Here is a 20,227-nt window from a genome sequence, read left to right as displayed (position 1 = left end):
AACTGTCGTTTCGCAGGTGCGTAATACTTGACCGCAGCGGTAGGACTTTCTAAGTCCGCGATGCGTGCCGACGCGTTTGCGAAGGCGCGGGTTCTAGCACAGGACCCCCGAAAAGCGCGCGAATTTTGAAGGTGTGCGATGCGACTGTCGACCAAGGGACGATACGCCGTGATGGCGATGGCCGATCTGGCCAAGAACGGCCGCGCCGACGGCGTGCAGCGGGCCGTGTCGCTGGCCGAGATCGCGGCGCGCCAGGAAATCTCGCTGAGCTATCTCGAACAGCTGTTCGCTCGCCTGCGCAAAAGCGGCCTGGTGCAGAGCGTGCGCGGGCCCGGCGGCGGCTACCGGCTGGCCAAGGGCGCGCACGAGACGGTGGTGGCCGAGATCGTTCTGGCGGTCGACGAGCCGATCCGGGCCACCCGCTGCATCGGCCATTCGTCGCCCAAGGGCTGCATGATGGCCGGCGAGCGCTGCATCACCCACAATCTGTGGGAGGACCTCGGCGACGAGATCCACCGCTATCTGGCAGGCGTGTCGCTGGAGGACGTGGTGATGAACCGCACCGGGCGGCGGCGTAAGGCGCTTGCGGCCGACGTGGGAGTGGCGGCGTGAGCCCGGTTTATCTCGATTACAACGCCTCGGGTCTGGTCCGTCCGGAAGTGCAGGACGTGATGGCGAAGGCGCTGGCCGACAACGGCAATCCCTCGGCGGTGCACGCCGCCGGGCGGCGGGCCCGGGCGCGGGTCGAGACGGCGCGGGCGCAGGTCGCCGACCTCGTCGGGGCCGATCCGACGGCGGTGGTGTTCTCCAGCGGCGGCACGGAGTCGAACGCCCAGGCCATCCTGAGCGCTCTGGCGGCGGGCTGCGAGCGGCTGATCGTCGGGGCGACCGAGCATCCGTGCGTGGCCGAGGCCGCGGCGGTGAGCGGCAAGCCGGTCGAGGTGCTGCCGGTCGACCGCAACGGCGTGGTCGACCTGGGCTGGCTGGCGGAGGCGCTGCAGCGGCCGGGCCGGGCCGTCGTGGCCATCCACCATGCGAACAACGAGAGCGGCGTCATCCAGCCGATCGCCGAGGCGGCGGCGCTGGTGCGGGCGGCGGGCGGCTGGTTGCACGTCGACGCCATCCAGTCGGCGGGCAAGATCGCGGTCGACATGCGCGCGCTGGACGCGGACACCCTGACCCTGTCGGCGCACAAGCTGGGCGGGCCGCAGGGCGTCGGCGCGCTGGTGTCGAAGGACGGCGTTCCGATCATCCGAACCCTGCACGGGGCGGGGCAGGAGCGGGGCCTGCGCGCCGGCACCGAGAACGTGCCGGGCATCGCCGGCTTCGGCGTGGCGGCGGACTGCGCGGCGCGCGACCTGCCGCAGGCCACGGCCCACCAGGCGTGGCGCGACGCGGCCGAGGAAGAAGTGGCCCCCGCCGGCGCAACCATTATCGGCGGGGCGGTGAAGCGCCTGCCCAACACCCTGTTCATGGCCGTCGAGGGCTGGGACAGCCCGCAGCAGCTGATCACCCTGGACCTGATGGGCGTCATGGTTTCGGCCGGCAGCGCCTGTTCGTCGGGCAAGACCAAACCGTCCAAGGCGATCTCGGCCATGGGTCTGGATCATCTGGCCACCGGCGGGGTGCGGGTGTCCGGCGGCTGGGGCACGACCGAGGCCGACTGGATCCGGTTCGCCAACGCCTGGGTCGGGGCCTGGGAAAAGCATCGCGCGCGGACCGCCCAGCGCGTGAAGGAAGTCGCGTAAGTCATGGCCGCTGTTAAGGAAACCATCGAAGCGGTCGCCGCGCTGGAGAAGTATGAGCACGGCTTCAGCTCGGACATCGAACAGGAGTTCGCGCCCAAGGGGCTGAACGCCGACATCGTCCGCTTCATCTCCGAGAAGAAGGGCGAGCCCGAGTGGATGCTGGAGTGGCGTCTGGCCGCCTATGAGCGCTGGCTGGCCATGGAGGAGCCGACCTGGGCTTCGGTGAAGTACGAGCCGGTCGACTACCAGGACCTGTTCTACTACGCCGCGCCGAAGCAGAAGGAGGGGCCGAAGAGCCTCGACGAGGTCGATCCCGAACTGCTCGAGGTCTACGCCAAGCTGGGCATTCCGCTGAAGGAGCAGGAGGTGCTGGCCGGCGTCGAGGGCGCGCTGCGCTACGCCGTGGACGCGGTGTTCGACAGCGTCTCGGTGGTCACCACCTTCAAGGCCGAGCTGGCCAAGGTCGGGGTGATCTTCATGCCGATCAGCGAGGCCCTGCGCGAGCATCCGGAGCTGGTGCGCAAATACCTGGGCTCGGTGGTGCCGGTCTCGGACAACTATTTCGCGGCCCTGAACAGCGCGGTCTTTTCGGACGGATCGTTCGTCTACATCCCGCCGGGCGTGCGCTGCCCGATGGAGCTGTCGACCTATTTCCGCATCAATGCGAGCCAGACCGGCCAGTTCGAGCGGACCCTGATCATCGCCGACAAGGGCAGCTACGTCTCGTATCTGGAGGGCTGCACGGCCCCGATGCGTGACGAGAACCAGCTGCACGCGGCGGTGGTCGAGATCGTCGCGCTCGACGACGCCGAGGTGAAATATTCGACGGTGCAGAACTGGTATCCGGGCGATCCGGCGACCGGCAAGGGCGGCATCTACAACTTCGTCACCAAGCGCGCCGACTGCCGCGGCGACCGCTCGAAGGTGTCGTGGACGCAGGTGGAGACCGGCTCGGCCATCACCTGGAAATATCCGTCCTGCCTGCTCAAGGGCGAGGACAGCTCGGGCGAATTCTATTCGATCGCGATCACCAACGGGCGCCAGCAAGCCGACACCGGCACCAAGATGGTGCATCTGGGCAAGAACTCGAAGAGCCGGATCATCGCCAAGGCGGTGTCGGCGGGGAAGTCGGATTCGACCTATCGCGGTCTGGTCTCGGTGCATCCCAAGGCGACGGGGGTGCGCAACTTCACCCAGTGCGACAGCCTGCTGATCGGCAAGGAGTGCGGCTCGCACACCGTACCCTACATCGAGGCCCGCAACGGCTCGGCCCACCTGGAGCACGAGGCGACGACGACGCGCCTGTCCGACGACCAGCTGTTCTACGCCCAACAGCGCGGCCTGTCGCAGGAGGAGGCGGTGGCCCTGCTGGTCAACGGCTTCGTCCGCGACGTGCTGCAGGAACTGCCGATGGAGTTCGCGGTGGAAGCGCAGAAGCTGGTGGCGATCTCACTGGAAGGGAGCGTGGGGTGAGCAGAGCAATCGAAGTGCTCGTCGCGTCTCCTCCAGAGCGTGATTTCTTGACCTGCGAGCTTCTCCACAACGACGAGGTGTTCGCCGAGGTTCGCATCGAGTCCTCCGGACTGGCTGTTGAACTTCGCCCGCGACACGGCGGAGCCGCGTGGGACCTCGACTGCAATGAACTCATCAAGGCGCTGACCGAGGCGAAATCCGTCCTGTCTGACGTCGATACAAGCGTGATTGTCTGATGCTCTCCATTTCCAACCTCCACGTCTCCGTCGGCGACAAGCCGATCCTCAAGGGCCTGACGCTCGACGTGCCCGCCGGCGAGGTCCACGCCGTCATGGGGCCGAACGGGGCCGGCAAGTCGACGCTGGGCTACGCCCTGTCGGGACGGCCCGGCTATGAGGCGACAGAGGGCTCCGTCGCCTGGAAGGGGGAGGACCTGCTGGCGCTGGAGCCCGCCGAGCGGGCGGCCAAGGGCGTCTTCCTGTCGTTCCAGTATCCGATCGAGATTCCCGGCGTCCCGGCCCTGACCTTCGTGCGCACGGCGCTGAACGCCCAGAAACGGGCGCGCGGCGAGGACGAGGTCTCGGCTCCGAACTTCCTCAAGATGGTCAAGGCGGCGTCGGCGGCGTTGCGCATGGACTTCGACATGCTCAAGCGGCCGCTCAACGTCGGCTTCTCGGGTGGCGAGAAGAAGCGGATGGAGATCCTGCAGATGGCCCTGCTGGAGCCGTCGCTGCTGATCCTCGACGAAACCGATTCCGGGCTGGACATCGACGCCCTGCGCATCGTGGCGGACGGGGTCAATGCGATGCGCAGCCCGGACCGGGCCATGCTGGTCATCACCCACTATCAGCGCCTGCTCGACTACATCAAACCAGACCGGGTCCATGTGCTGGTCGCCGGGCGGATCGTCGCCTCGGGCGGCCCGGAGCTGGCGCATCAGCTGGAGGCGGAAGGATACGACCAGTATCTGCCGGCGGCGGCGTGAGCGCGCTCCCCGTCATCGATCTGAAGGACGCGTCCAGCTTCCCGTCGCGACGGGTCGAGGCGTGGAAATACAGCGACCTGCGGAAATATCTTCGCGAGGCGCCACAGCTGTCGCCGTCTGCGGCGGTGCCACTGGCCGGGGGCGGGCCGTTCGAGGCGCTGGGCGGCGAGGCTATGGCTTTCGTCAACGGGCGGCCGATCGGCGTCGACACCCTGATGGCCTGCGGGACGCAGACCGTACGGCTGCGGCTGATCTCCAAGGCCGAGGCGACCGGCCACGCCCCGACTGCGCGCATCTCGGCGCGGGCCGGGGCCAGGCTGCTGATCCTCGAGACCCATGAGGGCGAGGGCTCGGCCTATGTGGCGCACAACCGGCTGGAGCTGGACGTGGCCCATGACGCCGAGGTGATCCGAATCGTGCTGGCCGATGAGCCCGAGGACGCCATCTCGATTTCCCAGGCGCGGGTGCGGGTCGCGCCGGGTGGCCGCTATCGCCAGACCATCGTCACCACCGGGGCCAAGCTGCAGCGGCTCGAGACCGAGGTGACGCATCTGGGGCAGGGCGCGGACGTGCGGATGGACGGCCTCTACCTGCTCGACGGCGCCCGCCATGCCGACCTGACCAGCGTGGTCGATCACCTCGGCCCGGACGGCACGACCTCGCAACTAGCCAAGGGCGTGGTGCGCGACACCGCTCGCGGCGTCTTCCAGGGCAAGATCGTGGTCGAGCGCGGGGCCGACGGCACCGACGCGCGCATGGGTCACCACGCCCTGATCCTCGGCGAGCGAGCCGAGGTCGACGCCAAGCCGGAGCTGGTCATCTACGCTGACGACGTGCAGTGCGCCCACGGCAATACGGTCGGCAATCTGGACCAGGCGGCGCTGTTCTATCTGCAGCAGCGCGGCCTGCCGCTGGACGAGGCGCGGGCCCTGCTGACCGAGGCGTTCCTGGTCGAGGTGGTCGACCGCATCGAACACGACGGCGCGAGAGAGGTGGTGAGGGCATGGCTGACGGCTCGCCTGTGAACCGCTTCGACGCCCACGCCGCGCGGGCCCAGTTCCCGATCCTGTCGCGGACGGTGAACGGCAAGCCGCTGGTCTATCTGGACTCGGCCGCCTCGGCGCAGAAGCCGCGGGCGGTGATCGACGCCATGGTGCGGACGATGGAGGGCAGCTACGCCAACGTCCATCGCGGCCTGCACACCCTGGCCAACGAGACCACCGAGGCCTTCGAGGCGGCGCGCGAGAGCGTGGCGCGGTTCCTCAACGCCGAGGCCGCGACCAATATCGTCTGGACCAAGGGCGGCACCGAGGCGATCAACCTGGTCGCCTCCAGCTTCGGCCAGTCCATTCACCCCGGCGACGAGATCATCGTCTCGGAGATGGAGCATCACTCCAACATCGTGCCGTGGCACCTGCTGCGCGAACGGCGCGGGGCGGTGCTGAAGTGGATTCCGGTGCGGGACGACGGGTCGCTGGACATGGCGGCCTATGCCGACCTGCTGGGTCCGAAGACCCGGATGGTGGCGGTGACCCACATGTCGAACGTGCTGGGCACCATCAACCCGGTGCAGGCGATCACCGAGATGGCCCACGCCGTCGGGGCGCGGGTGATGATCGACGGCTGTCAGGGCGCGGTGCATGCGCAGCCGGACGTCCGGGCCATCGGCTGCGACTACTACGTCTTCACCGGCCACAAGCTGTACGGGCCGACCGGGATCGGCGCGCTGTACGGCACGGCCGAGGCGCTGGAGGCGCTGCCGCCGTATCAGGGCGGCGGCGAGATGATCGAGACCGTCGAATGCGAGCGGGTCACCTATGCACAGCCGCCGCACCGCTTCGAGGCGGGGACGCCGCCGATCCTCGAGGCCATCGGCCTCGGCGCCTCGATCGAATGGCTGAGCCAGTTCGACAAGGCGGCGATCACCGCCCACGAGCACGCCCTGTACGACCACGCCCGGGCGCGGCTGGCCGGGGTCAACTGGCTGCGCGTCGTCGGCGAGGCGGAAGGGAAGGGGGCGATCCTGACCTTCACCGTCGACGGGGCCCACGCCCACGACATCGCCCAGGTGATGGACCGCTACGGGGTCGCCGTGCGCGCCGGCCTGCACTGCGCCGAGCCGCTGGCGAAAAGGTTCGGCCTGACGTCGAGCGCCCGCGCCTCCTTCGCCCTATATAACACCACAGAGGACGCCGACGCCTTCGCCGACGCCCTGATCAAGGCCCGTGAGTTCTTCGCATGACGACCGAAACCGCCCGGATCACCGACAGCCCCGACTTCGCCGAAGCCTGGGACGCGCCGCAGAAGGCCGCCCTGGAGCAGGGCGAGATCGACCGGCTGACCGACGACATCATCGAGGCGCTGAAGTCCGTCTACGACCCGGAGATCCCGGTCGACATCTACGAGCTGGGGCTGATCTACAAGGTCGATCTGTCGGACGACCGCGACGTGGCCATCGAGATGACGCTGACCGCGCCGGGCTGCCCTGTGGCCGGCGAGATGCCGGGCTGGGTCGAGGACGCGGTGCGCAAGGTCGAGGGTGTGAAGTCGGCCCGGGCGCAACTGGTGTTCGACCCGCCGTGGGATCCGTCGAAGATGAGCGACGAGGCCAAGCTGGCCCTGAACATGTTCTGAGGACGCCATGACCGAGCTTCAGACCACGATCCGTCCGCGCCGCCCGCGCCCCAAGGCCGTCAGCCTGACCGCCGCCGCCGCCGAACGGGTGCGCGAGATCATGGCCAATGCGGAAAAGCCCTATGTCGCCCTTCGCGTCGGCGTGAAGAACGGCGGCTGCGCCGGGCAGGAGTACACCTTCGCCTACGCCGAGACGATCGAGCCGCTGGACGAGGTGGTCGAGGACAAGGGCGTCACCATCCTGATCGACCCCAAGGCGATCCTGTTCCTGATCGGCTCGGAGATCGACTACGAGACCACGAAGCTGGCGTCGAAATTCGTGTTCCGGAACCCGAACCAGACCGACGCCTGCGGCTGCGGCGAGAGCGTCACCATCATCCCCGCCCAGGCGCTGGACGCCGACTGATGATCCGCCTGGAACGGGTGACGAAGCGCTTCCGCAGCGCGGCGGGCGAGCGCGTGGCGCTGGACGGCGTCGATCTGACGGTCGCGGCCGGGCAGGTGTTCGGCGTGGTCGGACGGTCGGGGGCGGGCAAGTCGACCCTGATCCGCACCATCAACCTGCTGGAGCGGCCGGACGAAGGGCGCGTGACGGTCGATGGGCAGGAGATCACCGCCCTGACGCCGGCTCAGCTGCGCGCGGCGCGGCGGCGGATCGGGATGATCTTCCAGCATTTCAACCTGCTGAACGCCAAGACCATCGCCGAGAACGTGGCTTTTCCGCTGCGGCTCGAGGGGCGGTCGGGGGCGGAGGTGGACCGCCGCGTGGCCGAGCTGCTGGAGCGGCTGGGCCTGTCGGAGCATGCGCGCAAGCACCCGGCCCAGCTGTCGGGCGGTCAGAAACAGCGGGTCGGCATCGCCCGGGCGCTGGCGACGGGGCCCAAGGTGCTGCTGTGCGACGAGGCGACCAGCGCGCTGGATCCGGAAACCACGGACGACATCCTCAGCCTGCTCGATCAGCTGAACCGGGAACTGGGCCTGACCATCGTGCTGATCACCCACCAGATGGAGGTGGTCCGGCGGGTCTGCGACCGCGTCGCCGTGCTCAAGGACGGGCGGGTGGTGGAGGAGGGGGCGACGGCCGACGTCTTCCTGCATCCGAAGCATCCTGCGACCCAGGCCATGCTGGCCGAGGGCGAGGAGGCGTTCGACGCCTCGCTGGCGCCGGTCGGGGGGCGGCTGGCGAAACTGACCTTCCGCGGCGGCTCGACCTATGAACCGGAACTGAGCCGCGTCGCCCGCTCGGTCGGCGTCGACTATTCGATCCTGTCGGGCCGCATCAGCCGCATCCGGGGCGAGCCTTACGGCCAGCTGGTGGTCGCCTTCACCGGCGGTGACGCCGAGGCGGCGGTGGCCCAGCTCAGCGCGCGCGGCGTGGTCGTCGAGGGCGTGGGGGAGGCGGTCTGATGGACGCGCTGTTCGCCAATGTCGACTGGCCCGAGATCGGGCGGGCGACGTGGGACACCCTGCTGATGCTCGGCGGCTCCATGGTGCTGACCGTGCTGTTCGGCGTGCCGTTGGGCGTGCTGCTCTACCTGTCGGGCAAGGGCCGGCTGGCGGCCAATCCGGTGCTCAACGCGGTGCTGTCGCTGATCGTCAACATCCTGCGCTCGGTGCCCTTCATCATCCTGCTGATCGTCATGCTGCCGGTGACGGTGCTAATGGTGGGGACGTCGCTGGGCGTGGCCGGGGCCATTCCACCGCTGGTGGTCGGGGCGGCGCCCTTCTACGCCCGGCTGGTTGAAACCGCCCTGCGCGAGGTCGACAAGGGCGTGGTCGAGGCCAGCCAGGCGATGGGCGCCTCGACCTTCCAGATCGTCACCCGCGCCCTGCTGCCCGAGGCCCTGCCGGGGATCATCGCCGGGGCCACGGTCACGGCGATCGCCTTGGTCAGCTACACCGCCATGGCCGGCGTGGTCGGGGCGGGCGGCCTCGGCGACCTGGCCATCCGTTTCGGCTACCAGCGCTTCCAGACCGATGTCATGGTGGTCACCGTCGTCCTGCTGCTGGTGCTGGTGCAGGCCCTCCAGATGCTCGGCGACCGGATGGTCGCCGCCGTTTCCCACCGCTGATCGCTCCCCGCAAAGGCTTCCCATGATCCGCCGCACCCTCCTGACCCTCGCCGCCGCCATCGCCGCAGCCGGGGCGCTCGCCGCCTGCGGACAAGGGGCCGACAAGGCCGCGGACGCCGGCGGACCGCTGATCGTCGGCGCCACCGCCGTGCCGCACGCCGAGATCCTCGAGCACATCAAGCCGCTGCTCGCCGCCGAGGGCGTCGAGATCGAGATCAAGGTGTTCAACGACTACGTCCAGCCCAACACCCAGCTGGCCGAACGGCGGCTGGACGCCAACTATTTCCAGACCAAGCCCTATCTGGACGAGTTCAACGCCTCGCGGGGGTCCGGCCTGGTGACGGTGGCCGGGGTGCACGTCGAGCCGCTGGGGGCCTATTCGCGACGCTTCACGTCGCTGGCCGAGCTGCCGCAGGGCGCGGACGTGGCGGTGCCCAACGACGCCTCCTCGATCGGGCGCTCGCTGATCCTGCTGCAGAAGGCCGGGCTGATCCGGCTGAAGGATCCGGCCAACCCGCTGCAGAGCCTGCGCGACATCGTCGACAATCCGAAGGACCTGCGCTTCCGCGAGCTTGAGTCGGCGACCCTGCCGCGGGTGCTGGACCAGGTCGACATGGCGGTGATCAACACCAATTACGCGCTCGACGCCGGGCTGAAACCCAGAACCGACGCCCTGACGCTGGAAGGCGCCGACAGCCCCTATGTGAACTATCTGGTGGCGCGGCCGGACAATCGCGCCGACCCCCGCATCGTCGCGCTGGCGGCGATGCTGCGCAGCCAGGCGGTGAAGGAATTCATCGCGCAGAAATACGACGGCGCCGTGATTCCGGCGGCCTGACGCATGGCCTACGACCCCGATTTCGGCGAATGGGTGCGCGAACATCTCGCGGCCCTGGGTCCGCTCGAGATCAAGCGGATGTTCGGCGGGGCGGCCGTGTATGCGAACGGGCTGATCTTCGCCCTGCTGGACGACGGGGTGGTCTGGCTGAAGGCCGACGAGGTCAACGCGCCCCTGCTGGCGGAGGCGGGCGCGCGCCAGTTCACCTATCCGACCAAAGGCGGGGCGATGATGGCCATGGCCTACTGGTCGCTGCCGGAGAGCGCGCTGGACGATCCGGACGAAGCCGTGGACTGGGCGCGGAAATCGATCGACGCCGCCCTGCGCAAGGCGGCCGCCCGCAAGCCCCGTAAGCCGAAGTCTAGGCCGTAGCGGCGACGCGGGCCGCCCGGGCCGCCTCGTCCGGCGTCGGCACCTGAACCGCCGGTGTGACCGCACGGCCCGTCGCCTCGGCCACGAGTTCGGCCGTCTTGCCCTCCACGGCCGCTTCCAGCCGGGCGAGGAACGCGTCCTTGGGCAGGCCGGGCGGGATGGGGTCGAGGAATTCCAGCGTCGCCACGCCGGGGTGTTTTTCGAAGGCCTCCTGCGGCCAGAACAGGCCGAGGTTGGTGGCCAGCGGCACGACCGGCATGTCGAAGTCGCGGTACATGTGCCAGACGCCGGAGCGGTAGCGGAATTTCTCGCCGACCTTGGCCAGGTTGCCCTCGGGGTAGATCAGGATCTTGCGGCCGGCGGCGTGGGCGTCGGCGGCGCGCTGCTGCAGCGCCTCGCGGGCTTCGCGGCCGCCGCAGTTGTTGACCACGATCGCGCCGAGCTTGCGCAGCACCGCGCCCAGAAGCGGAAACTTCTCCAGATGGTCGCCGGTGACGAAGGCGAGGTCGTCGAACTGGTCGTAGGTGGCGAAGCCGTCGCCCCAGCTCTGGTGTTTGGAGGCGATGATGAAGGCGCCCTTCGGCAGGCGCTCCTTGCCGCGCGCCTCGATACGGATGCCGGCGAAGAGGCGCAGGGCCTGCACCATCCGCTTCACGTAGCGTCGGATGATCCAGCTGGTCGCGCCGCGGCCGGGCGCCAGGGCCGCGAACGCCGCCGCCGAGGCGTAGGTGATCGACAGAACCCAGTAGGCGATGTTGAAGGCCAAGCTTCGCATCGGGCGACTATGCCGCGAATCGACGTGGGGTCTAGGCCGCGTCGTCGAGCCATTCGGCGCAGGTCACGCGGTTCCGGCCCGACCGCTTCGAGGCGTAGAGGGCGGCGTCGGCGCGGCCCAGCAGGCTGGCGGCGGACTCCCCGCCGCGGCGGTGGGCGAAGCCGATCGAGACGGTCACAGCGCCGAGGTCGTCGTTGGTCGAGCGGCGGCGCAGCGCCCGCGAACCGATCTCCTTGCGGATGCTCTCCAGCGCCGCCTCGACCTCGGGCAGGCTCTCGAGCGGGAAGATCATGGCGAACTCCTCGCCGCCGTAGCGAGCGGCGATGCGGGGCGCCTTCGCGGCCTTGGCGAGCACGCTGGCGACGTAGCGCAGCACCTGGTCCCCAGTCTGGTGACCCCAGGTGTCGTTGAAACGCTTGAAATGGTCGATGTCGAGCACGGCCAGCGACAGGCGCGCGCCCTTGGCCAGAGCGGCTTCGCAGGCGTTGTCCAATTCTTCGTCGAACGCCTTGCGGTTGGCCAGATTGGTCAGGGCGTCCGTCATGGAGTCGCGACGCACCTGCTCCAGATGCTCGCTGAGCCGGGCGATTTCACGCGTCGACAACTCCAGCTTTTTCTCGAGGGCGTCGTTGTCCTGCTTGATCTTGTGGGTGGCGTCCGACAGGCCGGAGACGATGGCCTGAAGCTGGGGCGCGCCGTCCGCGGCCTCCAGGCTGCCGGCTGCGCCCTCGAGGGTGCGGCCGTAGTCGGACTGGGCCTGGTGTGCGCGGGAGATGGCTTCGGAGACGCTGGACAGTTCGCGGTCCAGCACCCGACCGGCGTCACGGATTTCCTCGGTCAGCCGTGCGCGGGGCAGATACTCGGCGGCCAGCATCTCGGCCGTGGCCTCGGTGAAGGGTTCGCCCGCCGCCATCATCCGTTCGATCTCGCGGCCCAGCGCGCCTTCCGGGTCGCCGAGATACTGCAGCCACAGCTCGAAATTCAGCGGGGTCGGCCAGACCGACGCGGCTTCCATCGCCTGGACGGCGCGCCGCGCCAGGGAATAGGCTTCCGGTCCGCGTAGCGTGGCTTCGACCGCTTCCGACATCGAGGTCCTCTGACGGATCGCCCGGGCGGCGACCTCATAGCCGGAGGCTAGTCGAGGTTCCGTAACGCCGGGTTAAATCCGACGGCGAGGGCCCGACCTGCGGGGCGCTCTCAGGTCTTGATGGACACCGCGCGGCGCAGGAAGGCCGGGACCTCCGCCTCGCCGAACGGGCGGCCGTTGGTGCGCTGGGGCTCGGCCTCGGCGCGGGCGCCGCGACGGTCCGACTGGCGCAGGTGCGCCTCCTGGGCGGGTCGTTCCTGGGACGCCGCCGCAGGGACCGGAGTCTCGGCCGGCGTTTCGACCGGCGCGTCGGTCGCGGGTTTGGAGGACCTGCCGCCACGCCGGCTGCGGGTCCGGCGGGCGGGCGCTTCCGCGTCGTCGGCCGGCGCTTCCGTGCGGGGCGGGGTCGGCGATGCTTCGGCGGCAGCCGGAGCGGCCTCGGGGAGGGTGGTCGGGGATTCGTCGGCGGCGGCCGGGGCCCGACGTGAGCGGGACGGGCGTTCGCCGCGCTCGCGCGCGGGCTCGGCGGCCTTCTCCGGGCGACGGCTGGAACCGCCGCCGAGATCGGCGGGGTCGAGGGTAAGCTCTTCCGGCGTCATCTTGATGAGCTTCAGGACCTTGTCGAGCGCCCGGTCGTCGCCCGGGGTGACGATCATGAAGGTCTGGCCGGTCTTGCCCGCGCGGCCGGTGCGGCCGATGCGGTGCACATAGTCGTCGGCGTGGTGCGAGACGTCGTAGTTGAACACGTGGCTGACGTCCGGAATGTCCAGCCCGCGCGCCGCGACGTCGGAGGCCACCAGCAGCTTGAGCTCGCCCGAGCGGAAGGCCGCCAGGGTCTTCATGCGCAGCGACTGGTCCAGGTCGCCGTGGATTGGCGCGGCGTCGAAGCCGTGCTGCTTCAGCGACTTGGCGACCGTGTCGACCTCGGACTTGCGATTGCAGAAGACGATGCCGTTCTTGACGTCGGCGCGGCCGATCAGGGCGCGCAGGGCGGCGCGCTTCATCTTCGGCTCGCTGCTCGGGATGCGCACCAGATACTGGGTGATGGTGTCCGCCGTCGCGGCCGGGCGCGAGGCCTCGATCCGGGTCGGGTCCTTGAGGAACTGGGTCGTCAGCCGCGTGATCTCGGGGGGCATGGTGGCCGAGAAGAACAGCGTCTGGCGCTTGGGCGGCGTCAGCTTGAAGATGCGCTCGATGTCCGGGATGAAGCCCATGTCGAGCATGCGGTCGGCCTCGTCGATGACCATCATCTCGACGCCGGTCAGCAGAATCTTGCCGCGCTCGAACAGGTCCAGCAGACGGCCGGGCGTGGCGATCAGCACGTCGACGCCCTTGTTCAGGGCGGCGACCTGGTCGCCCATCGAGACGCCGCCGATCAGCAGGGCCCAACTCAGCTTGGTGCCCTTGGCGTAGCGTTCGAAGGACGAGGCCACCTGGTCGGCCAGTTCGCGGGTCGGCTCGATGACCAGGGCGCGCGGCATGCGGGCCCGGGCCCGGCCTGACGACAGCCGGTCGATCATCGGCAGGGTGAAGGCGGCGGTCTTGCCGGTCCCGGTCTGGGCGATGCCCAGAACGTCGCGGCCCGAGAGGGCGACGGGGATGGCCTGGGCCTGAATGGGGGTGGCGGTCGTGTAGCCGGTGTCGGCGACCGCTTGCAGGGTCGTGGGCGAGAGGCCCAGTTGGGAAAATTCGGTCATGGGTCCTTGGGACTGGGTACTGAAGGACGTCCCGCGCCTCGGGCCGTCGTGCGATGTGCGGAACCGCCCTGTCTCTGGGCGAGCGGGCGGCGCGGTATCGCCAGTCCTGTCCCGAACGTGGGCCGCATATAGAAGCCCCCACGCGAGAGTCAACTATTCGCGGAACCGGGGCGAGGGGTTGGCATTCCCTAAACGTTTGTTAATAATCCCGCCCGGGGAAGGGCTTAGTAGGGGTCCCATATGTTGCGAACGCTTGCCGTGGCGGCCGTTTGGGCCGCCTGCCTGCTGGCGAGCCCGGCTCGGGCCGACATCAACGCCGCCTTCGGCAATACGGTGGTGTCCCGCTATCCGGACGGCGGCTGGGTCAAGCACTGGTTCAACCCCGACGGCAGCTACGCCGCGCAGTTCTCGGACGGCCGTCGCCTGTCGGCGCGCTGGAGCGTGCGGGGCGAGCGCGTCTGCCTCAGCAACATCCGCCCCAGCGTGATGATCCCTCGCGTCTGCACCACCATGATCGACGCCGATGTCGGCGAGACCTGGCAGTCGCGCGACCCGATGGGCCGTCGCGTTCAGAACGTGCTGGTGGCCGGGCGCGACTGACGCCCTCAACCTGACTGGATGGATCTGGCCGCTCGCGGAGCGGAAAGCGCCATTCCCTGATTGAAACATCAAAGGGAATGGCGCGAGTGACGGGACTCGAACCCGCGACCTCCGGCGTGACAGGCCGGCACTCTAACCAACTGAGCTACACCCGCGTTTCCCGCCGCGAAGCAGTGCGTCGCGGCGAGGGGCGTCGTTTAGGCGGGGGCGCCTCGCGCTGTCAAGCGAGGATAGCGTGCCTGACAACAGTTTTTCCGCGCCTTTTACGGAGCCTGGCGACGCCCTGATCCGGCTCTCCAGGCCTGCGAACCATTCTCAAGAAAAACCTTTCGCCGCATGGGTTTGAATGGGCGGGGTTCCAAGGCTAGAAAGCGCCGAATCCGCCCCTCCCTTCACGGCGGACGAGGTCCTTCCGGATGAATGCATTCCTTCTCGAATATCTGCCGATCGTGGTCTTTCTCGGGATCGCGGCGGCGCTCGGGCTCGGCTTCATGCTGGCCGCCTGGGTGCTGGCCCCCAAGAACCCGGACTCGGAGAAGCTGTCGGCCTATGAGTGCGGCTTCAACGCCTTTGACGACGCCCGCATGAAGTTCGACGTGCGCTTCTATCTGGTCTCGATCCTGTTCATCATCTTCGATCTGGAAGTGGCCTTCCTGTTCCCGTGGGCGGTGTCGATGTTCGACCTGTCGCGCGCCGGGATGGTCTTCGCCTTCTGGTCGATGATGGTCTTCCTGGGCGTGCTGACCGTCGGCTTCATCTACGAATGGAAGAAGGGCGCCCTCGAATGGGAGTGACCGACAACACCTATCCGCTGATCGGCGCGGGCAACCAGGGCGCGTCGCCGTCCCCGTCGTCGCCGGTCGCGTTCGGCCAGGCCGGGCGGACGCTGGTGCAGGGCTATGACCCGGCCGTGCACGACAAATTCTTCGAGGCCGTGAACGCCGAGCTCGGCGAGCGCGGCTTCATCACCACGTCGCTGGACGACGTCATCAACTGGGCCCGCACCGGCTCGCTGATGTGGATGACTTTCGGTCTGGCGTGCTGCGCCGTCGAGATGATGCAGGCGTCGATGCCGCGCTTCGACATGGAGCGGTTCGGCATGGCCCCGCGCGCCAGCCCGCGCCAGTCGGACCTGATGATCGTGGCCGGCACCCTGACCAACAAGATGGCTCCGGCCCTGCGCAAGGTCTACGACCAGATGCCGGACCCCCGCTACGTGCTGTCGATGGGCTCGTGCGCCAACGGCGGCGGCTATTATCACTACAGTTATAGTGTGGTTCGGGGCTGCGACCGGGTGGTGCCGGTGGACGCCTATGTGCCGGGGTGCCCGCCGACGGCGGAGGCGCTGCTGTACGGGTTGCTGCAGCTGCAGAAGAAGATCCGCCGGACGGGGACGATCGACCGATGAACGCCGTCGCCCGTATCGAAGAGATGGAGTCGGCCCTGACGCCGCTGGGCGCCGAGATGGTCGGCGCGCTGGGCGTGCAGGCCCAGGTGGCGTTCGGCGAGCTGACGCTGATCGCCGAGCGCGAGAGCATCCCCGCGGTGCTGACGGCGCTGCGCGACCGCTTCGGCTTCCAGCAGCTGCTCGACATCTGCGGCGTCGACTTCCCGGACCGCGAGGAGCGGTTCGAGGTGGTCTACCACCTGCTGTCGCTGACCCGGAACGCCCGGGTCCGGGTCAAGGTGACGACGGACGAGCGTCAGCCGGTGCCCAGCGTGGTTTCGGTCTTCCCCTGCGCCGACTGGTTCGAGCGCGAGGCGTTCGACATGTACGGCATGCTGTTCTCGGGCCACCCGGACCTGCGCCGGCTGCTGACCGACTACGGCTTCCAGGGATATCCGCTGCGCAAGGACTTCCCGATGACCGGCTATGTCGAGGTCCGTTACGACGAGGAGCAGAAGCGGGTGGTCTATGAGCCCGTCAAACTGACCCAGGAGTTCCGGAATTTCGACTTCCAGTCGCCGTGGGAAGGCGCGGAATACCCGGTCCCGGTTCTGCCGGGCGACGAGAAGGGGAACGGCTGATGGCGCAGGGTTCCCACATTCCGGCGCCGCTGGGCGCGTCCGTGGACGTGTTCGAGGACGATCCGCGCACCGAGCACGCCCGCGCGCTCGACGACCGCAAATTCACGATCAACTTCGGTCCGCAGCACCCGGCCGCGCACGGCGTGCTGCGCCTGGTGCTGGAGCTGGACGGCGAGCTGGTCACGCGCGTCGATCCGCATATCGGCCTGCTGCACCGCGGCACCGAGAAGCTGATGGAGGCGCGCACCTACCTTCAGAACATCCCCTACCTGGACCGCCTCGACTACGTCGCGCCGATGAACCAGGAGCACGCCTTCTGCCTGGCCATCGAGAAGCTGCTGGGTCTGGACGTGCCATACCGGGGCCAGCTGATCCGGGTGCTGTATTCCGAGATCGGCCGCATCCTGTCGCACCTGCTGAACGTGACCACCCAGGCGATGGACGTCGGCGCCCTGACGCCCCCGCTGTGGGGCTTCGAGGAACGCGAGAAGCTGATGGTGTTCTACGAGCGCGCCTCGGGCGCCCGTCTGCACGCCAACTATTTCCGGCCCGGCGGGGTCCACCAGGACCTGTCGCCCGACCTGATCGACGATATCGGCCGCTGGTGCGCCGAGTTCCCGGCGGCGCTGAAGGACATCGAGTCCCTGATCACCGAGAACCGCATCTTCAAGCAGCGCAACGTCGACATCGGCGTGGTCACCAAGCAGCAGGCGCTGGACTGGGGCTTCACCGGCGTGATGCTGCGGGGTTCGGACGTGCCGTGGGACCTGCGCAAGGCGCAACCGTACGAATGCTACGCCGAGCTGGAGTTCGACATCGCTGTCGGCAAGAACGGCGACTGCTGGGACCGCTACCTCTGCCGCATCGAGGAGATGAAGCAGTCGGTGCGGATCATGGAGCAGTGCATCCACAAGCTGCGCAACTGCCCCGGCGAGCCGGTCATCACCGAAGACAACAAGATCGTTCCGCCCCGGCGTGGCGAGATGAAGCGGTCGATGGAATCGCTGATCCACCACTTCAAGCTCTTCACCGAGGGCTTCCGCACCCCCGAGGGCGAGGTCTACGCCTCGGTCGAGGCGCCCAAGGGCGAGTTCGGCGTCTATCTGGTCTCCGACGGCACCAACAAGCCGTACCGGGTCAAGATCTCGGCCCCGGGCTTCCGCCATCTGCAGGCCATGGACTGGATGAACCGCGGCCACATGCTGGCCGACGTGAGCGCCATCCTGGGATCGCTGGACATCGTGTTCGGGGAGGTCGACCGATGAGCGACAAGCCCCTGAGCGATCTGATCAAACAGGGCTGGGACGTGGTCGGCTATTCGGTCACTGACAGCAGCGGCGAAACCTGGAAGCACAATTTCCTCCTGCGCCGCCAAGGCCAGCACAAGGTGCTGTCCGTGCGCAAGAAGATGATCGGAGAGGGCGTCGTGTCCTCGGAGATGGAAGTCTGATGAGCGTTCGTCGTCTCGCCAAGGAACAGCCGGCGTCGTTCGCCTTCTCGAAGGCGACCAAGGCCAAGGCCGATTGGTGGATCGCCAAATACCCCGCCGAGCGCCGCGCGTCCGCGGTGATCCCGATCCTGTGGCTGGTCCAGAAGCAGGAGGGCTGGGTCTCCGAGCCCGCCATCCGCGCCATCGGCGAACTGCTGGGCATGCCCACCATCCGGGTGCTGGAGGTTGCGACCTTCTACACCATGTTCATGCTCGAACCCGTTGGTTCCGCTGCGCTTATCCAGGTGTGCGGCACCACGCCCTGCATGCTGCGCGGGGCCGGGGAACTGATGAAGGTCTGCAAGAGCAAGATCGGCCCCAAGGACGTGCTCAGCGCCGACGGCCGCTTCACCTGGCAGGAGGTCGAGTGCCTGGGCGCCTGCGCCAACGCGCCGATGGCCCAGATCAACGACTACTATTTCGAGGATCTGACGCCCGAGACTATGGCGCAGGTCATTGACGACTTCGCCGCCGGCAAGAAGCCGAAGCCCGGCAGCCGCGTCGGTCGCCACAGCTCGGAGCCGGAAGGCGGGGCGCTGACCCTGACCGATCCGAAACTCTACGACGGCTCGGCGGCGCAGAAGATCAAGAAGCTGCCCAACAGCGATCCGGTGACCGCGTGACCCGCCCGGACCTGTCAGACGACGCGGCCGTCGCCCGGTATCGCGCCGAGCTGCGTCTGGTCGGCCGCAACCAGCGGCTGGCCGGCTTCGCCCTGGTCGTCCTAGGCGCGGTCGCCGTATGGACGGCCGGCTATGCCGGGGCCGCCGGGCCCGCGGTGCAGTGGGTCGGTTATGCCGCGCTGGCCTTCGGTTGGGTGCTGATGCTGTCCGCCATCTTCCTGCGCACCCGCTATCACCGCCGGCGCATGCGGGAGATGAACCATGGCTAGGGAAACGACAGGACCGAACTACCGCCTGTTCATGGGCGTCGGTATCTCCGACGTGGCTGTGGGGGTGGGTCTGGCGGTCGCCGGCCTGGCCGGACTGCTGGGCGAGAACGGATCGGTGATCGCGCTGGTCGGCGGGGTCGTCGCCGTATTCGGCGTCGCCATGGTCGTCTGGGCGCGCAACAAGTTGAGCCAGGCCTCCGGGTCCGGCGGAGATCGGAACTGATGGTCGGAATCCTCGAAGACAAGGATCGCATCTTCACCAACCTGTACGGCTTCCACGACTGGACGCTGGACGGGGCGAAGAGCCGTGGCGCGTGGAACGCCACCAGGGACATGCTCGACCTCGGGCGCGACTGGATCATCACCAACGTCAAGAACTCGGGCCTGCGCGGACGCGGCGGCGCCGGCTTCTCGACGGGCCTGAAGTGGTCCTTCATGCCCAAGGAACTCAAGGACCGGCCGCACTATCTGGTCGTCAACGCCGACGAGTCCGAGCCCGGGACCTGCAAGGACCGGGAGATCATGCGCCACGATCCGCACCTGCTGATCGAGGGCTGCCTGATCGCCTCCTTCGCGATGCAGGCGCACGCCTGCTACATCTACCTGCGCGGCGAATACGTGCTCGAGCGCGAGCGCATGGAGGCGGCGGTCAAGCAGGCCTATGAGGCGAAGCTGATCGGCAAGAACAACGTCCACGGCTGGGACTTCGACGTCTACATCCACCACGGGGCCGGGGCCTACATCTGCGGCGAGGAAACCGCGCTGCTGGAGAGCCTGGAAGGCAAGAAGGGCCAGCCGCGCCTGAAGCCGCCGTTCCCGGCCGGCGCCGGCCTGTACGGCTGCCCGACCACGGTCAACAACGTCGAGTCGATCGCCGTCGTCGGCACCATCCTGCGCCGCGGGGCGGACTGGTTCGCCGGCTTCGGCCGGCCCAACAACACCGGCACCAAGATCATGTCGATCTCGGGCCACGTGAACCGGCCGTGCAACGTCGAAGAGGTGATGTCGATCCCGTTGCGCCAGCTGCTGGAAGAGCACTGCGGCGGCGTGCGCGGCGGCTGGGACAATCTGAAGGCCGTGATCCCCGGCGGGTCGTCGGTGCCGCTGATCACCAGGGAGATGTCCGAAACCGCCCTGATGGACTTCGACTCCCTGCGCGAGATGCGCTCGGGCCTCGGCACCGCGGCGGTGATCGTCATGGACCAGTCGACCGACCTGGTCCGCGCCATCGCCCGCATCAGCTATTTCTACAAGCACGAGAGCTGCGGTCAGTGCACGCCGTGCCGCGAGGGCACCGGCTGGATGTGGCGGGTGCTGGAGCGGATGGCCATCGGCGAGGCCGACCCGACCGAGATCGACCTGCTGCTGGAGGTCTCGACCCAGATCGAGGGCCACACCATCTGCGCCCTCGGCGACGCCGCGGCGTGGCCGGTGCAGGGCCTGATCCGGCATTTCCGGCATGAGATCGAGGAGCGCATCTCCTCCTACCGCAGCCGCCGCGCGAACTTCGCCGGCCACGCGATCGCGGCGGAGTGAC

At 68.4% G+C, this 20,227-nt stretch carries 26 protein-coding genes and 1 tRNA gene; 23 read left to right on the top strand and 4 right to left on the bottom strand.

The genetic code is table 11. From position 1 onward, the window contains the following. Positions 1 to 138: 138 nt before the first annotated feature. From ACSQ1L_RS02825 to ACSQ1L_RS02765, 13 genes are read left to right on the top strand one after another with little or no spacing between them, the layout of a single operon-like run. The gene (locus ACSQ1L_RS02825; RefSeq protein ID WP_435991727.1) at positions 139 to 612 is read left to right on the top strand and encodes an Rrf2 family transcriptional regulator; all 474 of its coding nucleotides are present in this window, start codon (positions 139 to 141) and stop codon (positions 610 to 612) included. After that, on the top strand, positions 609 to 1,748 hold the full coding sequence (locus ACSQ1L_RS02820; RefSeq protein WP_435991725.1) for a cysteine desulfurase family protein: 1,140 nt from the start codon (positions 609 to 611) through the stop codon (positions 1,746 to 1,748). Before ACSQ1L_RS02825 ends, ACSQ1L_RS02820 begins: the two co-directional genes overlap by 4 nt. Positions 1,749 to 1,751: 3 nt before the next feature. Further along, the gene (gene sufB / locus ACSQ1L_RS02815) at positions 1,752 to 3,221 is read left to right on the top strand and encodes a Fe-S cluster assembly protein SufB (RefSeq protein ID WP_435991723.1); all 1,470 of its coding nucleotides are present in this window, start codon (positions 1,752 to 1,754) and stop codon (positions 3,219 to 3,221) included. Continuing rightward, positions 3,218 to 3,457, top strand: coding sequence for a hypothetical protein (locus tag ACSQ1L_RS02810; RefSeq protein ID WP_435991721.1), 240 nt, complete (start codon positions 3,218 to 3,220; stop codon positions 3,455 to 3,457). Before sufB ends, ACSQ1L_RS02810 begins: the two co-directional genes overlap by 4 nt. Further along, positions 3,457 to 4,206: a Fe-S cluster assembly ATPase SufC gene (sufC, locus tag ACSQ1L_RS02805; RefSeq protein WP_435991719.1), complete on the top strand. Its 750-nt coding sequence runs from the start codon at positions 3,457 to 3,459 to the stop codon at positions 4,204 to 4,206. Before ACSQ1L_RS02810 ends, sufC begins: the two co-directional genes overlap by 1 nt. Next, positions 4,203 to 5,231, top strand: a complete 1,029-nt coding sequence (gene sufD / locus ACSQ1L_RS02800; RefSeq protein WP_435991718.1) for a Fe-S cluster assembly protein SufD — start codon at positions 4,203 to 4,205, stop codon at positions 5,229 to 5,231. Before sufC ends, sufD begins: the two co-directional genes overlap by 4 nt. Beyond that, positions 5,210 to 6,448, top strand: coding sequence for an aminotransferase class V-fold PLP-dependent enzyme (locus ACSQ1L_RS02795; protein ID WP_435991716.1), 1,239 nt, complete (start codon positions 5,210 to 5,212; stop codon positions 6,446 to 6,448). The genes sufD and ACSQ1L_RS02795 overlap by 22 nt, the downstream gene beginning before the upstream one ends. After that, positions 6,445 to 6,840, top strand: coding sequence for an SUF system Fe-S cluster assembly protein (locus ACSQ1L_RS02790; protein ID WP_435991714.1), 396 nt, complete (start codon positions 6,445 to 6,447; stop codon positions 6,838 to 6,840). The genes ACSQ1L_RS02795 and ACSQ1L_RS02790 overlap by 4 nt, the downstream gene beginning before the upstream one ends. Positions 6,841 to 6,847: 7 nt before the next feature. Beyond that, positions 6,848 to 7,246: a HesB/IscA family protein gene (locus ACSQ1L_RS02785; RefSeq protein WP_435991712.1), complete on the top strand. Its 399-nt coding sequence runs from the start codon at positions 6,848 to 6,850 to the stop codon at positions 7,244 to 7,246. After that, positions 7,246 to 8,247 (top strand): methionine ABC transporter ATP-binding protein, encoded by a 1,002-nt coding sequence (locus ACSQ1L_RS02780; protein ID WP_435991710.1) that lies wholly within the window; start codon positions 7,246 to 7,248, stop codon positions 8,245 to 8,247. The genes ACSQ1L_RS02785 and ACSQ1L_RS02780 overlap by 1 nt, the downstream gene beginning before the upstream one ends. Next, on the top strand, positions 8,247 to 8,912 hold the full coding sequence (locus tag ACSQ1L_RS02775; RefSeq protein ID WP_435991708.1) for a methionine ABC transporter permease: 666 nt from the start codon (positions 8,247 to 8,249) through the stop codon (positions 8,910 to 8,912). Before ACSQ1L_RS02780 ends, ACSQ1L_RS02775 begins: the two co-directional genes overlap by 1 nt. Positions 8,913 to 8,934: 22 nt before the next feature. After that, a complete protein-coding gene (locus ACSQ1L_RS02770) occupies positions 8,935 to 9,750 on the top strand; it encodes a MetQ/NlpA family ABC transporter substrate-binding protein (RefSeq protein ID WP_435991706.1) in 816 nt (271 codons plus the stop codon). A gap of 3 nt (positions 9,751 to 9,753) precedes the next feature. Next, complete coding sequence (locus ACSQ1L_RS02765) at positions 9,754 to 10,122, top strand: TfoX/Sxy family protein (RefSeq protein WP_435991705.1); 369 nt, start codon at positions 9,754 to 9,756, stop codon at positions 10,120 to 10,122. On the opposite strand, the gene ACSQ1L_RS02760 is transcribed toward ACSQ1L_RS02765, so the two are convergent. The 3 genes from ACSQ1L_RS02760 to ACSQ1L_RS02750 form a co-directional block, all read right to left on the bottom strand. Continuing rightward, on the bottom strand, positions 10,112 to 10,897 hold the full coding sequence (locus ACSQ1L_RS02760; protein ID WP_435991703.1) for a lysophospholipid acyltransferase family protein: 786 nt from the start codon (positions 10,895 to 10,897) through the stop codon (positions 10,112 to 10,114). The two genes, ACSQ1L_RS02765 and ACSQ1L_RS02760, sit on opposite strands and share 11 nt — an antisense overlap. Positions 10,898 to 10,928: 31 nt before the next feature. Beyond that, complete coding sequence (locus ACSQ1L_RS02755; RefSeq protein WP_435991700.1) at positions 10,929 to 11,984, bottom strand: diguanylate cyclase; 1,056 nt, start codon at positions 11,982 to 11,984, stop codon at positions 10,929 to 10,931. A 110-nt stretch (positions 11,985 to 12,094) separates the two neighbouring features. Next, positions 12,095 to 13,681 carry a DEAD/DEAH box helicase gene (locus ACSQ1L_RS02750; RefSeq protein ID WP_435991698.1) on the bottom strand — a complete coding sequence of 529 codons (1,587 nt, stop codon included), beginning with the start codon at positions 13,679 to 13,681 and terminating at the stop codon, positions 12,095 to 12,097. Between the two features lie 240 nt (positions 13,682 to 13,921). Here ACSQ1L_RS02750 and ACSQ1L_RS02745 point away from each other — a divergent pair, with 240 nt between their 5' ends. Further along, the gene (locus ACSQ1L_RS02745; RefSeq protein WP_435991696.1) at positions 13,922 to 14,281 is read left to right on the top strand and encodes a hypothetical protein; all 360 of its coding nucleotides are present in this window, start codon (positions 13,922 to 13,924) and stop codon (positions 14,279 to 14,281) included. Positions 14,282 to 14,359: 78 nt separating this feature from the next. Here ACSQ1L_RS02745 and ACSQ1L_RS02740 read toward each other — a convergent pair. Continuing rightward, positions 14,360 to 14,436, bottom strand: a tRNA-Asp gene (locus tag ACSQ1L_RS02740). Between the two features lie 261 nt (positions 14,437 to 14,697). On the opposite strand from ACSQ1L_RS02740, the gene ACSQ1L_RS02735 reads away from it, so the two are divergent. Genes ACSQ1L_RS02735 through nuoF form a run of 9 tightly spaced genes read left to right on the top strand, consistent with a single transcriptional unit; the run spans position 14,698 to position 20,226 of the window. Beyond that, positions 14,698 to 15,075: an NADH-quinone oxidoreductase subunit A gene (locus ACSQ1L_RS02735; RefSeq protein ID WP_331031484.1), complete on the top strand. Its 378-nt coding sequence runs from the start codon at positions 14,698 to 14,700 to the stop codon at positions 15,073 to 15,075. Continuing rightward, complete coding sequence (locus ACSQ1L_RS02730; protein WP_435991694.1) at positions 15,045 to 15,689, top strand: NuoB/complex I 20 kDa subunit family protein; 645 nt, start codon at positions 15,045 to 15,047, stop codon at positions 15,687 to 15,689. The genes ACSQ1L_RS02735 and ACSQ1L_RS02730 overlap by 31 nt, the downstream gene beginning before the upstream one ends. Before the next feature lie 23 nt (positions 15,690 to 15,712). Continuing rightward, positions 15,713 to 16,309 carry an NADH-quinone oxidoreductase subunit C gene (locus tag ACSQ1L_RS02725; RefSeq protein ID WP_435992501.1) on the top strand — a complete coding sequence of 199 codons (597 nt, stop codon included), beginning with the start codon at positions 15,713 to 15,715 and terminating at the stop codon, positions 16,307 to 16,309. Beyond that, entirely contained in the window at positions 16,309 to 17,574 is a 1,266-nt protein-coding gene (locus tag ACSQ1L_RS02720; RefSeq protein WP_435991692.1) for an NADH-quinone oxidoreductase subunit D, read from the top strand. Before ACSQ1L_RS02725 ends, ACSQ1L_RS02720 begins: the two co-directional genes overlap by 1 nt. Further along, complete coding sequence (locus ACSQ1L_RS02715) at positions 17,571 to 17,759, top strand: hypothetical protein (RefSeq protein ID WP_435991690.1); 189 nt, start codon at positions 17,571 to 17,573, stop codon at positions 17,757 to 17,759. Before ACSQ1L_RS02720 ends, ACSQ1L_RS02715 begins: the two co-directional genes overlap by 4 nt. Beyond that, entirely contained in the window at positions 17,759 to 18,421 is a 663-nt protein-coding gene (nuoE, locus tag ACSQ1L_RS02710; protein WP_435991688.1) for an NADH-quinone oxidoreductase subunit NuoE, read from the top strand. The genes ACSQ1L_RS02715 and nuoE overlap by 1 nt, the downstream gene beginning before the upstream one ends. After that, the gene (locus ACSQ1L_RS02705) at positions 18,418 to 18,690 is read left to right on the top strand and encodes a hypothetical protein (RefSeq protein ID WP_435991686.1); all 273 of its coding nucleotides are present in this window, start codon (positions 18,418 to 18,420) and stop codon (positions 18,688 to 18,690) included. Before nuoE ends, ACSQ1L_RS02705 begins: the two co-directional genes overlap by 4 nt. Continuing rightward, positions 18,683 to 18,913 carry a hypothetical protein gene (locus tag ACSQ1L_RS02700; RefSeq protein WP_435991684.1) on the top strand — a complete coding sequence of 77 codons (231 nt, stop codon included), beginning with the start codon at positions 18,683 to 18,685 and terminating at the stop codon, positions 18,911 to 18,913. The genes ACSQ1L_RS02705 and ACSQ1L_RS02700 overlap by 8 nt, the downstream gene beginning before the upstream one ends. Then, the gene (gene nuoF / locus ACSQ1L_RS02695) at positions 18,913 to 20,226 is read left to right on the top strand and encodes an NADH-quinone oxidoreductase subunit NuoF (protein WP_435991682.1); all 1,314 of its coding nucleotides are present in this window, start codon (positions 18,913 to 18,915) and stop codon (positions 20,224 to 20,226) included. The genes ACSQ1L_RS02700 and nuoF overlap by 1 nt, the downstream gene beginning before the upstream one ends. Position 20,227: the final 1 nt, after the last annotated feature.

The sequence above is a fragment of the Brevundimonas sp. LjRoot202 genome (assembly GCF_964253355.1).
In the GTDB taxonomy this organism is placed as follows: Bacteria; Pseudomonadota; Alphaproteobacteria; order Caulobacterales; family Caulobacteraceae; genus Brevundimonas.
The sequence above is the reverse complement of the archived record's forward strand: the minus strand, read 5'-3'. Positions and strand labels throughout refer to the sequence as shown.